The organism is Streptomyces sp. NPDC030814 (genome assembly GCF_055572155.1).
The window spans coordinates 38,243-51,482 of record NZ_JBVIDX010000016.1 but is presented as its reverse complement, the minus strand read 5'-3'; the positions used below and the strand labels follow the sequence as shown (position 1 = coordinate 51,482).

Annotated in this window: 11 protein-coding genes; 8 read left to right on the top strand and 3 right to left on the bottom strand. The window is 70.4% G+C overall.

All coding sequences use genetic code 11. The features are described 5' to 3' along the window. The first annotated feature begins 673 nt into the window (after positions 1-673). Positions 674-1,873, top strand: a complete 1,200-nt coding sequence (locus ACZ43N_RS28625) for a DUF4190 domain-containing protein (RefSeq protein ID WP_468101571.1) — start codon at positions 674-676, stop codon at positions 1,871-1,873. Between the two features lie 69 nt (positions 1,874-1,942). Here the strand turns inward: ACZ43N_RS28625 and ACZ43N_RS28620 are convergent, their stop codons facing one another. Beyond that, entirely contained in the window at positions 1,943-2,509 is a 567-nt protein-coding gene (locus tag ACZ43N_RS28620) for an NADAR family protein (protein ID WP_468101569.1), read from the bottom strand. A gap of 212 nt (positions 2,510-2,721) precedes the next feature. Here ACZ43N_RS28620 and ACZ43N_RS28615 point away from each other — a divergent pair, with 212 nt between their 5' ends. The 7 genes from ACZ43N_RS28615 (at position 2,722) to ACZ43N_RS28585 (ending at position 10,650) form a co-directional block, all read left to right on the top strand. After that, positions 2,722-4,257 carry a gamma-aminobutyraldehyde dehydrogenase gene (locus ACZ43N_RS28615; protein WP_468101567.1) on the top strand — a complete coding sequence of 512 codons (1,536 nt, stop codon included), beginning with the start codon at positions 2,722-2,724 and terminating at the stop codon, positions 4,255-4,257. A gap of 84 nt (positions 4,258-4,341) precedes the next feature. Further along, positions 4,342-5,586 (top strand): ABC transporter substrate-binding protein, encoded by a 1,245-nt coding sequence (locus tag ACZ43N_RS28610; RefSeq protein WP_468101565.1) that lies wholly within the window; start codon positions 4,342-4,344, stop codon positions 5,584-5,586. Positions 5,587-5,594: 8 nt separating this feature from the next. Continuing rightward, positions 5,595-6,764 (top strand): ABC transporter ATP-binding protein, encoded by a 1,170-nt coding sequence (locus tag ACZ43N_RS28605; protein WP_468101564.1) that lies wholly within the window; start codon positions 5,595-5,597, stop codon positions 6,762-6,764. Further along, on the top strand, positions 6,764-7,696 hold the full coding sequence (locus ACZ43N_RS28600) for an ABC transporter permease (protein WP_468101562.1): 933 nt from the start codon (positions 6,764-6,766) through the stop codon (positions 7,694-7,696). Before ACZ43N_RS28605 ends, ACZ43N_RS28600 begins: the two co-directional genes overlap by 1 nt. Next, entirely contained in the window at positions 7,697-8,497 is an 801-nt protein-coding gene (locus ACZ43N_RS28595; protein WP_468101560.1) for an ABC transporter permease, read from the top strand. 37 nt (positions 8,498-8,534) lie between these two features. Beyond that, positions 8,535-9,986 carry an NAD(P)/FAD-dependent oxidoreductase gene (locus ACZ43N_RS28590; RefSeq protein WP_468101559.1) on the top strand — a complete coding sequence of 484 codons (1,452 nt, stop codon included), beginning with the start codon at positions 8,535-8,537 and terminating at the stop codon, positions 9,984-9,986. 211 nt (positions 9,987-10,197) lie between these two features. Next, positions 10,198-10,650 (top strand): bifunctional DNA primase/polymerase, encoded by a 453-nt coding sequence (locus ACZ43N_RS28585; protein WP_468101558.1) that lies wholly within the window; start codon positions 10,198-10,200, stop codon positions 10,648-10,650. Here the strand turns inward: ACZ43N_RS28585 and ACZ43N_RS28580 are convergent. Both ACZ43N_RS28580 and gabT read right to left on the bottom strand, forming a co-directional pair. After that, positions 10,647-11,474, bottom strand: coding sequence for a phosphatase PAP2 family protein (locus ACZ43N_RS28580; RefSeq protein ID WP_468101556.1), 828 nt, complete (start codon positions 11,472-11,474; stop codon positions 10,647-10,649). The two genes, ACZ43N_RS28585 and ACZ43N_RS28580, sit on opposite strands and share 4 nt — an antisense overlap. Positions 11,475-11,750: 276 nt before the next feature. Further along, a complete protein-coding gene (gene gabT, locus ACZ43N_RS28575; RefSeq protein ID WP_468101554.1) occupies positions 11,751-13,085 on the bottom strand; it encodes a 4-aminobutyrate--2-oxoglutarate transaminase in 1,335 nt (444 codons plus the stop codon). Positions 13,086-13,240 lie beyond the last annotated feature (155 nt).

Genomic DNA, 13,240 nt, shown 5'->3' with positions numbered 1-13,240 from the left:
CGGTCATTCGGTGCGACGGATCAGCGATACGACGGGATCAACGAGACGCAACGCCACGACGCGGAACGGAACAGAGGGGGACCCGCGCATGTCGTCCGACGAGGCCAGAACCCCGGGGACACCGGCCGACCCGACACCCGGGGGCCCTTGGGCGCCTCCGGGGGAGGGCACGGCGCGCGACTCGGGGGAGCAGGCGGCCGCGTGGGCCGGGGTGTCCGTCGCCGAGGAGGGCGATTCGTCCGCGTCCGAGGGCGGGGCCGGCCCCAGGGACGTGCGGTCCGTGCCTGAGGACCGGGTGCCGCCCTCGGCTGAGGACCGGGTGCTGCCCGCGGCTGAGGACCGGGTGCCGTCCGCGGCTGAGGACCGGGTGCCGTCCGCGCCCACCCTCATCGATGGGGGCCCGCCGCCCGAGTCGGCGGAAGAGGCCGACGCCCAGCTTGAGGGCGCCCCTCAGCAGGCCGGGGGTGCAGTTGCGCCGTCGGAAGATGCTGCTCCACAGCCTGGGGGCGCCGTTCCCCAGCGTGAGGAGGCTTCTCCGCAGTCCGAGGGTGCCGCTCCCCGGCCGGAGGATGCCGTTCCGCGGCTGGCGGACGCCCTTCCGCAGCCGGAGGCGGCTTCACCGCAGCCCGCTGACGCCCCTTCGCAGCCCGGGGGTGCCGCTGCCCGGAAGGTCGTGCTCGACAAGCCGGCGGTCGCCGACGTGGCGGACGCCGTCCCGGTGACGCTCGACAAGTCCGCCACCACCGGCACGGCGAACCCTGCCCCGGCGGCCGCGACACCCCGCCCCTGGGCCGACCCCGGTGGGTTCGCGGCCCCCACCGGTCAGGGGGCCGTGACCCCTCCCGCGTGGACCCCGCCCCCCGCCGCCGCGCCCGCGGCCCGCGACCCCTTCGCGCCACCGGGTGACGGGACGGCCTTCCCGGCGCCCACGGTCCACGCCGCCAACCCCTTCGCTCCGCCCTCGGACGGGACGGCTCTCCCGGCGCCCGCCCCTCACCCGGCCACTCCCTTCGCTCCGCCCTCGGACGGGACGGCTCTCCCGGCGCCCGCCCCTCACCCGGCCACTCCCTTCGCTCCGCCCTCGGACGGAACGGCCTCACCGGCGCCGGTGCCGCACACCGCCGACCCGTTCGCCGCGCCCGCAGCGGCTCCCTGTCCCACGGCGCAGGGTCCCGCCCCGAGCAACCCGTTCGCTCCGCCCTCCGACGGGCCGCCCCTCCCGGCGCCCGCGCCCTACGCCGCCTACCCTCCGCCCACGCCGGCACCCGGTCCCGGCGCCCCCTTCGCTCCGTCGGCGCCGATGGCCCACGCTCACACCCACGTACCCGGCGTGATGGGCGGTGCCCCGTTCGCCGCATCCGGCCCCGGTGCCCCCGTACCGCCCCCGCCGATCAGCCCCGACGGGCCCGGGCAGTTCCCGTACGGCTATGCGCCATACCCGGGCGGCGGTCCCGGCACCGTCGGCCACGCGCAAGCCTCCGGCTACGGCTGGCCCCTCATGCCGCCCCCACCGAGCAACGGGATGGGCATCGCCTCGATGGTGCTCGGGATCTGCGCGGCCACCCTGTTCTGCATGTGGCCGCTCGCGATCCTGCTGGGCGTGATGGCGGTGATCTTCGGCATCCTCGGCCGCGCCAAGGCCGCCCGGGGCGAGGCGACGAACCCCGGGCACGCGCTGGCCGGGATCATCTGCGGCATCGCCGGCTTCCTCATGGGCATCGGCTTCTTCGTCCTGATCCTCATGGCACCGGACGCCACGGACGACTCGGATACCGATGTCTTCGAGGACGGCTACGACACCTCTCTGTCGCTGGTCCTGCCGACGGAGAACGCACCGCCGCCTCTCACCCGGCCCGCCGTACGGGGCCGGTAGCCCTTCACCGGCACAAATCCCCGGCGCCCCGCCGCGCCGGACCGGTCCGCGTCGTGGGCGGGGCTCCGGCTACCCCTCGTCGCCCCGCAGCAACCGCTCCCGCGCCGTCATCAGGGCGAAGCCCAGCAGGTTGGGGCCGCGCCACCGGGTGGGATCCAACGCGCGCTCGTCGTCCGCGGCGAGGCCGATGCCCCAGACACGGTCGAGAGGGCTGGCCTCCACGAGGACGCGGCCCGCGGTGCCCAGCAGGTAGGCCCGCAGGTCGGGGTGAGCGGCGAACTTGTGGACGCTGCCCTCGACGACGATGCCGAAGCGCTCCCGCTCCCACAGGGCCTCGTCGAAACCGCGCACGAGCCGCCCGACCTTCTTGGCCATCGCGGGACTCGACGCCGCGACGGCCTTGCGCTCCGCCTCCCCGTCCCCGAACAGCCGGGCCTTGGACGCCATCATCCAGTGCTCCGCCGTCGCGTACTCCACGCCGTCCACCGTGAACGGCGACGGCCACCACTGACTCAGACAGCTCGGCCCCACCCGGCCGTCGGGCCGCGGCCGGTGCCCCCAGAAGTGCAGGTACTTGACCCTCGCCCCCGCCTGGACCTCGCTGATCAGCGCGTCCCAAGAATCGATCTTCAGCATGCCGAGGAGTGTGGCACCCGCCACTGACACTCCGTACCCGATTTTCCCCTGAGACTGGACACCTGGTCGACAGATTCCGTCGCGTAACCAAAAGGCAACAACGGAATCACTTGTTGAAGCCCCATCCCTCTGTCAGGATCGGCACTCAATTCGAGCTGGAGCTACGCCACCCGTCCCCCGGGACGCAGGGGGACAAGGCGGAGGAGAGCGACATGCAGAACCCGGGTACCGCCACCCCGGACCGATTCCCCGCACAGGAACGCTTCGCGGCCGGCGCGCAGTACATCGCCGGCCGCCCGACCCAGGGAACGTCGGGTCGCACACACGCGGTCGTCGACCCCGCCACCGGCGACCAGGTCCTCAGCTACGAGCTGGCCGGCACCGACGACGTGGACGCGGCCGTCGCCGCCGCCCGCGAGGCGTTCCCCGGCTGGGCCGCGGCCACGCCCGGCGAGCGGTCCGACGCGCTGCACCGGTTCGCCGCCGTGCTCGCCGACCGGGCCGAGGAGTTCGCCCGGGCCGAGTCACTCCAGTGCGGGAAGCCGCTGAAGCTCACCCGCGAGTTCGACGTCCCCGGCACCATCGACAACATCGCCTTCTTCGCGGGCGCCGCCCGTCACCTCCAGGGCCAGTCGGCGGGTGAGTACTCCGGCGACCACACCTCGTACGTACGGCGTGAGCCCATCGGTGTCGTCGGCTCCATCGCCCCCTGGAACTACCCCCTCCAGATGGCCGCCTGGAAGATCCTCCCGGCGGTCGCCGCGGGCAACACGATCGTCCTGAAGCCCGCCGAGCTGACCCCCCTCACCTCGCTGCTCTTCGCGCAGGCCGCCACCGACGCCGGAATCCCCGACGGTGTGATCAACATCGTCACCGGCACCGGCAAGGTGGCCGGCGAGCACCTCGTCGGCCACCCCGATGTGGCCATGACGTCCTTCACGGGCTCCACCGCCGTGGGCAAGCGGGTCGCCGAGATCGCCACGGCGACCGTCAAGCGGCTCCACCTGGAGCTCGGCGGCAAGGCACCCTTCGTCGTCTTCGACGACGCGGACCTGGACGCCGCCGTGAACGGGGCCGTCGCGGGCGCGCTCATCAACACCGGGCAGGACTGCACGGCCGCCACGCGCGCGTACGTCCAGCGTCCCCTCTACGAGGCGTTCGTGGAGCGGACGGCCGCCCTCATGGAGACCGTCCGGCTGGGCGACCCCTTCACCCCGGGCACCGACCTCGGGCCGCTGATCTCGCACGTCCAGCGCGACCGGGTCGCCGGATTCGTCGACCGGGCACGCGGGTACGCGCGCGTGGCCGCCGGTGGGGAGGCGCCACAGGGGGAGCTGGCGAAGGGCGCGTACTATCGTCCGACGCTCGTCGCCGACGCCGCACAGGACAGCGAGATCGTCCAGTCGGAGATCTTCGGCCCCGTCCTCGTCGTCCTGCCCTTCGACAGCGACGACGAGGGCATCCGTCTCGCCAACGACACCCCGTACGGGCTCGCCGCCTCAGCCTGGAGCCGCGACGTGTACCGGGCGGGCCGTGCGACACGGGAGATCAAGGCCGGGTGCGTATGGGTCAACGACCACATCCCGATCATCAGCGAGATGCCGCACGGCGGCTACCGGGCGTCCGGCTTCGGCAAGGACATGTCGGCGTACTCGTTCGAGGAGTACACGCAGATCAAACACGTCATGTTCGACAATACGGCGGTTGCCAGGAAGGACTGGCACCGCACGATCTTCGGGGACCGCTAGTCAGACCGGGGTCCCGGCCGCCCGACCTCCGGCCGGTCCCCGCCATCCTCCCGAAAGGGCACTTCCCGAAAGGGCATCACGCGCATGGAGCAGTACGAGCCCGACCGCCTGTCCCCGGCCCAGGTGGCCGCCATGCGGCGCAGTCTCAGGAACGGCAGGGCCGCCCTCAGCCGCCGTTCGCTGCTGCGCGCCGGAACGGGCGGCGCGCTCGCCGTCGGCGCGCTCGGGGCGCTGAGCGCCTGCGGCATCCCCGCGGCGAAGAACACCTCGGGCGTCTCGTCCGAGGACCACTCGGCCAAGGAGAAGGAGATCTCCTTCTCCAACTGGACCGAGTACATGGACGTCGACGACAGCGGCAAACACCGCCCCAGCCTGGAGGCGTTCACGAAGCGCACCGGCATCAAGGTCAAGTACACCGAGGACATCAACGACAACGTCGAGTTCTTCGGCAAGATCAAGCCGCAGCTCGCCGCCGGTCAGGCCACCGGGCGGGACCTGATCTGCGTCACCGACTGGCTGGCGGCCCGGCTGATCCGCTTCGGGTGGGTCCAGAAACTGGACCCGTCCAACCTGCCGCACGCCTTTACGAACCTCTCCCAGCAGTTCCGCACCCCCGACTGGGATCCGGGGCGTGCGTACTCGTACCCGTGGACCGGCATCTCCACCGTCATCGCCTACAACAAGAAGGCCCTCGACGGCGAGGAGGTGAAGTCGGTCTCCGACATGCTCGACAACCCGAAGCTGAAGGGGCGGATCGGCTTCCTCTCCGAGATGCGCGACAGCATCGGTATGACCCTGCTGGACATGGGCAAGGACCCCGCGAAGTTCTCCGACGACGACTACGATGCGGCGATCGCCCGCCTCCAGAAGGCCGTCGACAAGGGTCAGATACGCCGCTTCACCGGCAACGACTACACCTCGGACCTCACCAAGGGCGACTTCGCGGCCTGCATCGCCTGGGCCGGCGACGTCGTCCAGCTCAAGGCCGACAGCCCCGACATCGACTTCGTCATCCCGGACAGCGGCTACATGACCTCGACGGACAACCTGCTGGTCCCGAACAAGGCCCGCCACAAGTCCAACGCCGAACGGCTGATCGACTACTACTACGAGCCGAAGCCGGCCGCCGAACTCGCCGCGTACATCAACTACGTGTGCCCCGTCGACGGGGTGAAGGCGGAGCTGGCCAGGATCGACGAGGACGCGGCGAACAACCCGCTGATCATCCCCGACGCCGCCATGGCGGCCAAGTCCCACGCCTTCCGCTCCCTCGCCCAGAAGGAAGAGACGGCGTACGAAGAGAAGTTCGCGAAGCTGACGGGGGCGTGACGAGGACCATGAAGACCACACAGAACAGCAGCGGTGACGTCCGCCTCACCGGCATCGGCAAGACCTACGGCTCCTTCACCGCCGTGCACCCGCTCGACCTGACCGTGCCGGAAGGCTCCTTCTTCGCGCTTCTGGGCGCCTCCGGCTGCGGCAAGACCACCACGCTGCGGATGATCGCCGGCCTGGAGGAACCTTCCTGCGGCACGGTCTCGCTGGGCGACCAGGACGTGACGCACCTCCCGCCGTACAAGCGGCCGGTGAACACCGTCTTCCAGTCGTACGCCCTCTTCCCGCACCTCGACATCTTCGAGAACGTCGCCTTCGGACTGCGCCGACGCGGCCTCAAGAGCGTGAAGAAGCAGGTCGACGAGATGCTGGACCTGGTCCAGCTCGGCGAGCAGGCGCGCAAGAAGCCGCACCAGCTCTCCGGCGGCCAGCAGCAGCGCGTCGCCGTCGCCCGTGCCCTGATCAACCACCCCAAGGTGCTGCTCCTCGACGAGCCGCTCGGCGCCCTCGACCTCAAGCTGCGCCGCCAGATGCAGCTGGAGCTCAAGCGCATCCAGACCGAGGTCGGGATCACCTTCATCCATGTCACGCACGACCAGGAGGAGGCCATGACCATGGCCGACATGGTCGCCGTGATGAACGGCGGCAGGGTCGAGCAACTCGGCTCCCCGACCGACCTCTACGAGAACCCCAAGACGACCTTCGTCGCCAACTTCCTCGGCACCTCCAACCTCATCGAGGCCGAGGTCGACTCCAGAAGCGGCGAGGAGATCGTGCTGAAGGCGGGCGACGGCAAACTCGTCCTGCCCGAGGCACGCTGTTCGGCGCCCGCGACGACCGGCGGCAAGGTCCTCGTCGGCATCCGCCCGGAGAAGATCACCCTCACGCACGCGGACGACGCGGGCGAGATCCCGGTCGGCCGCAACCGCATCACCGGGAAGATCGCCGCGACCAGCTTCATCGGGGTCTCCACGCAGTACGTGATCGACAGCTCCGTCTGCCCCGAGTTCGAGGTGTACGTCCAGAACATCGACCGCGACGCCCGCCTGGTCCCCGGCGCCGACGTCGTCCTGCACTGGAGCCCGGCCCACACGTTCGGCCTGGACGCCTCCCAGTCCCTGCTTGCCGGGACAGCGGGCTCCGCGGGCGTCGAAGAGGGGGCGGCCCTGTGATGTCGACCCTCACCGAAGCCGAGGCGCCACCGCCCCTCGCCCCCGTACCGACGGCGAAGCCGCCCCGCAGAAGGGGCCGCTGGACGCCCTACCTGCTCCTCGCGCCCGGTCTGATCTGGCTGTTCGTGTTCTTCGCGATGCCGATGGTCTACCAGGCCTCCACGTCCGTGCAGACGGGCTCCCTGGAGGAGGGCTACCAGGTCACCTGGCACTTCGCGACCTACTGGGACGCGCTCAGCGAGTACTACCCGCAGTTCCTGCGCTCGGTGCTCTTCGCCGGCACGGCGACGATCCTGTGCCTGCTGCTGGGCTACCCGCTGGCGTATCTGATCGCGTTCCGCGCGGGACGCTGGCGCAATCTGATCCTGATCCTGGTGATCGCCCCGTTCTTCACCAGCTTCCTGATCCGCACCCTCGCCTGGAAGACGATCCTCGCGGACGGCGGCCCGGTGGTCGGCGCCCTCAACTCGCTGCACCTCCTGGACGTCACCAGCTGGCTCGGCCTCACGGCGGGCGACCGGGTGCTGGCCACCCCGCTCGCGGTGGTCTGCGGCCTCACCTACAACTTCCTGCCGTTCATGATCCTGCCGCTCTACACCTCGCTGGAGCGCATCGACGGGCGGCTGCACGAGGCGGCCGGCGACCTCTACGCGACGCCGTTCACCACCTTCCGCAAGGTCACCTTCCCGCTGTCCATGCCCGGTGTCGTCTCCGGCACCCTGCTGACCTTCATCCCCGCCAGCGGCGACTACGTGAACGCCGAACTCCTCGGCTCCACCAACACCCAGATGATCGGCAACGTCATCCAGAGCCAGTTCCTGCGGATTCTCGACTATCCGACGGCCGCGGCCCTCTCGTTCATCCTCATGGCCGCGATCCTCATCATGGTCACGGTCTACATCCGTAAGTCCGGGACGGAGGATCTGGTTTAAATGGCCTTCCTGAACTGGCTCAAGCGGAATCTCGTCGTCATCGCGGGACTGCTCACCCTCGGATACCTCCTCCTGCCCAATGTCGTGGTCACGGTCTTCTCCTTCAACCAGCCGAAGGGCCGCTTCAACTACGAGTGGCAGGAATTCTCCACGGCCGCCTGGACCGACCCGTGCGGCGTCGCCGACCTGTGCGGCTCGCTCACCCTCAGCCTCCAGCTCGCCGCCTGGGCGACCCTCGGCGCGACCGTCCTCGGCACCCTGATCGCCTTCGCGCTCGTCCGCTACCGGTTCCGCGCACGGGGCGCCGTCAACTCGCTGATTTTCCTGCCGATGGCGATGCCCGAAGTCGTGATGGCCGCCTCGCTGCTCACCCTCTTCCTCAACCTGGGTGCAGAGCTGGGTTTCTGGACGATCCTCATCGCCCACATCATGTTCTGCCTCAGCTTCGTCGTGGTCGCCGTCAAGGCACGCGTGATGTCGATGGACCCACGGCTGGAGGAGGCCGCGCGGGACCTGTACGCCGGCCCCGTCCAGACCTTCCTCCGCGTCACCCTCCCCATCGCCGCCCCCGGTATCGCGGCAGGCGCGCTCCTCGCATTCGCGCTCTCCTTCGACGATTTCATCATCACCAATTTCAACGCGGGCTCGACCGTCACCTTCCCCATGTTCGTCTGGGGTTCCGCACAGCGCGGAACGCCCGTCCAGATCAATGTCATCGGTACGGCCATGTTCCTCATCGCCGTATTGTTCGTGGTGGCCGGAATGGTCGTCACGAACCGCAGAAAGCGGCAGAAGGCATAACGCCGCCCGTCGGATCATTCTGTAGGGAGTTGAAATCATGGCCCCAAGCGCCATGCCCTTCAATTCTGGGGGCAACACCCCCAGACCCCCTGGTTGGACAAAGTCTCTCTCCGACGCACAGCCGGTCCCGTACTGGCTGGAAGACCCCGGCAAGCCCCACCCCGAACCCGCCCTCACCGGCGCCGAGACCTGCGACCTGCTGGTCGTCGGCGGCGGCTACAGCGGACTGTGGACCGCGCTCATCGCCAAGGAACGCGACCCCGGACGGGATGTCGTCCTGCTGGAAGGCCGTGAGGTGGGCTGGGCCGCCTCCGGCCGCAACGGCGGCTTCTGCGCCGCCTCCCTCACCCATGGTCTGGCCAACGGCCTCAGCCGCTGGCCGGACGAGATCCACAAACTGGAGGAACTGGGCGCCCGCAACCTCGACGAGATCGAGGCGGCGGTCGCCCGGCACGACCTCGACTGCGACTTCGAACGCACCGGTGAGATCGACGTCGCCACCGAGACGTACCAGGCCTGGGAACTGCGCGACTGGTACGACGAGATCAGCCGCAGGGGCCTCGCCGACGGCATCGAGTTCCTCGACGCAGACGCCGTCCGCGAGCAGGTCGCCTCACCGACCTTCGAGGCCGGCCTCCACGACCGCCGGGGCGTCGCCATGCTGCACCCCGCCAAGCTCGCCTGGGGCCTCAAGCGCGCCTGCGTGAGGCTCGGCGTCCGCGTCTACGAGCACACCCCTGCGCTCAGCCTGAAGACGTACGGTGCCGGCATGGCCGTCCGCACCCCGTACGGCCAGGTCCGCGCCCGACAGGTCGCCCTCGGCACGAACATCTTCCCCAGCCTGGTCAAGCGCGTCCGCGCGTACACCGTCCCGGTCTACGACTACGCCCTCATGACCGAGCCCCTCACCGCCGACCAGCTGGCGTCGATCGGCTGGAAGAACAGACAGGGGCTCGGGGACTCCGCCAACCAGTTCCACTACTTCCGGCTCTCCGCCGACAACCGCGTCCTGTGGGGCGGCTACGACGCCATCTACCCGTACGGCGGCCGGGTGCGCGCCGAGTACGACGACCGGCCCGAGACCTACGCCAAGCTCGCCGGTCACTTCTTCACCTGCTTCCCGCAGCTGGAGGGCGTCCGCTTCACCCACGCCTGGGGCGGCGCCATCGACACCTGCTCCCGCTTCTCGGCGTTCTTCGGCACCGCCCACCAGGGCAGGGTCGCCTACGCGGCCGGCTACACCGGGCTGGGCGTGGGCGCCACCCGGTTCGGCGCGGAGGTCATGCTCGACCTGCTCGCGGGGGAGCGCACGGAGCGCACCGAACTGGAGATGGTCCGCAAGAAGCCCCTGCCGTTCCCACCCGAGCCGTTCGCCTGGACCGGTATCGCCCTCACCAAGTGGTCCCTCGCCCGTGCCGACTCCCATGGCGGCCGGCGCAACCTCTGGCTGAAAGCCATGGACCGCCTGGGGCTGGGCTTCGACAGCTGATTCCGAGCAGAGGATGTAGGGGGCGCACCAACGCGCTCGTGAGCTACGGGCGTACGCCGTTTCGGTATAGGCGTACGCCCAGCTCGATCGCCGTTCTCGGATTCACCACCAGGAAATGAGGGAAACCCGCGTAATGCCCGGCCCGCACCGCTGTCGGTGCTCCTGACGCCAACCGCGTCCGACGGAGCTCTATAGAGAGGAAGGTCCCGTCATGACTGGGGCCAAGACAGCGATCGAGTGGCTGGCATCGGCGGCGCCGGATCCCGAGGTCTGCCGCTGGGAGTGGGAACGCAACCCCCTGGGAGTCACGCTGCTCCCGGCGGGCCGCGCCTGGGACGTCCTGATCCTGCCGGGGAAGCTCGGCTACCCCACACTGGACGTCCTGACCCGCGTCATCGACCGACCCGGGCCCGTGCTCGTCGACTTCGGCGACGACCGCATGGGCTTCTTCGTGCCCCCGGGCACCGCGTCCCGCTGGCTCGGGACCGGGGTGCGCAGCGCGGGCCGCGGCACCTGGATCGTGGTGCCGTACCCCGGCCGGACGTCCGGCGGCGTCCGCTGGCTGGTCCCCCCGGACGGCACCGGCACCCTGACCGACCCGGCCCTGCTGGAACTGGCGATGCACGAGGCGGCGGCTGGCCCGGCCGGGGACCGGGACCGCTAGGCCCCGTCGTCAGGGGTACGGCAGCGGTGTCGCGACCAGCGGCCCAGCGCGGCGAGGAGCAGCGCGCACACGCACCAGCTCGCCAGCACGTCGAGCGGCCAGTGGTAGCCCTGGCGCACCAGGCCGGCACCGACGCCGAGGTTGAGGACGACCGCGCAGCAGACGGCCGCGGCGCGCGCCGGGGCCCCACGCAGCACGGGCAGGAGGAGCAGGGCGGCGGCGCCGTACGCGACGGCGGCGGTCGCCGTGTGACCGGAGGGATAGAAGCCCGTGCCCGGTCCCATGATCGCGGGGCCGGGGCGGGCGATGAGCTCCTTCAGCGGGACGACCCAGAGCGGTACGGCCGCCATGAGCGCGGCGGCGCCGGCGGCGGGTCGCCACCAGTGGTCCGTACCGGTGGCACGCGTGCGCCACGCGACGAACACGAGGACCAGCCCGAGCACCGGCACGGCGACCGTGACGTTGCCGAGGTCGGCGAGGAACTGCGTGGCGGCGCCCCGGCGCACGAGCAGGTCGCTGACACGTTCGTCCATGTGGGCCAGTGGACCGTGCGCGACGACCTGCCAGGTGATCAGCGTGAAGAGGAGGCCCGGAAGGCCGAGAAGGAGGAGTGCGGCGCGGCGGCCGGAGAAGATGGTCGGCCGCCCTCGAACAGGGGGGGTGGTTCGAGAGCGGCCGTCCGGATCGGTGTGCCGCGCGCCCCGGGGGGTTTGGGGCGAGCGGCCATCCGATCGGTGAGGAGATCCGGAACCGGAAGCTCCGGGTGTGTGCGCGAGGGCACGACCAGGACGAAGCTGGGGAGGCCCCGTCCGGGTGTCACCCACAGTCCCCTGCGGGCGGGGTGTATCTCTCATCTGCCCCAGAACCTACGACAGGCGGTGCGGTGACGACAGGCGAAAACGCGACCCGACATGCACCTTGCACACCTTCTTCACGCCCTCCGACGCTTGTCCACAGCCACCGGAGTCCGGGGTGGTATTCCGGTTCCGGGAAGCGTGGGACGTCGGAGGCGGATGGGTGGTTCCGTATGCGCGCCCCGTGCAAGGCGTGGACGGCAACAGGGGGCGCGCTCGGGACTTGCAGGGGGATTCGCCGACGGCTCAGATGCGGGTGAACGCCTGCTCGATGATGTCGAGGCCCTCGTTCAGGAGGTCCTCGCCGATGACCAGCGGCGGCAGGAAGCGCAGCACGTTGCCGTAGGTGCCACAGGTCAGGACCAGCAGGCCCTCCTGGTGGCAGGCCTTCGCCAGCGCGGCGGTCGCCTCCGGGTTCGGCTCCTTCGTCGTGCGGTCCTTGACCAGCTCGATGGCGATCATGGCGCCGCGGCCCCGGACGTCGCCGATGACGTCGAACTTCTCGGCCATGGCCGTGAGGCGGGCCTTCATGATCGCCTCGATGGTCTTCGCCCTGGCGTTGAGGTCGAGCTCCTTCATCGTCTCGATGGAGCCGAGGGCGCCCGCGCAGGCGACCGGGTTGCCGCCGTAGGTGCCGCCCAGGCCGCCCGCGTGGGCGGCGTCCATGATCTCGGCGCGGCCGGTCACCGCCGCGAGCGGGAGACCGCCGGCGATGCCCTTGGCGGTGGTGATCAGGTCGGGGACGATGCCCTCGTCCTCGCACGCGAACCACTGGCCGGTGCGGCAGAAGCCCGACTGGATCTCGTCGGCGACGAAGACGATGCCGTGGTCGGAGGCGAACCTGCTGATGGCCGGGAGGAAGCCCTTGGCGGGCTCGATGAAGCCGCCCTCACCGAGGACCGGTTCGATGATGATCGCGGCGACGTTCTCCGGGCCGACCTGCTTGGTGATCTGGTCGATGGCCTGCGCGGCGGCCTCCGGGCCCGCGTTGTCCGGGCCGGTGGGCCAGCGGTAGCCGTAGGCGACGGGCACGCGGTACACCTCGGGGGCGAACGGGCCGAAGCCGTGCTTGTACGGCATGTTCTTGGCGGTGAGCGCCATCGTCAGGTTGGTGCGGCCGTGGTACCCGTGGTCGAACACGACGACGGCCTGCCGCTTGGTGTACGCACGCGCGATCTTCACGGCGTTCTCGACGGCCTCGGCGCCCGAGTTGAACAGGGCGGACTTCTTGGCGTGGTCGCCCGGGGTCAGCTCGGCGAGGGCCTCGGCGACGGCCACGTAGCCCTCGTACGGGGTGACCATGAAACAGGTGTGCGTGAAGTCCTGGAGCTGGGCGGAGGCCCGGCGGACGACGGCCTCGGCGGAGGCGCCGACGCTCGTCACGGCGATGCCCGAACCGAAGTCGATCAGCCGGTTGCCGTCCACGTCCTCGATGATCCCGCCGCCCGCGCGCGCGGTGAACACCGGCAGCACGGAGCCCACACCCGCCGCCACCGCGGCGGTACGACGGGCCTGCAGCTCCTGCGACTTCGGGCCGGGGATGGGGGTGACTACGCGGCGCTCCTGCGGAAGTGCGCTCATGTGGGGCTCCTGGGGGCGTTACGGACGCTTGTCTTCTTTTCTCGCAGGCTAGGACGGGGACCGGAGGCTGGGCATGCTCCATGTGGGCGGTGTCGAGGGTTGGTCTTGTCCGCGTTGGACATGGAGGAACCGTGGGTACGGGTGTGCGTCCCACC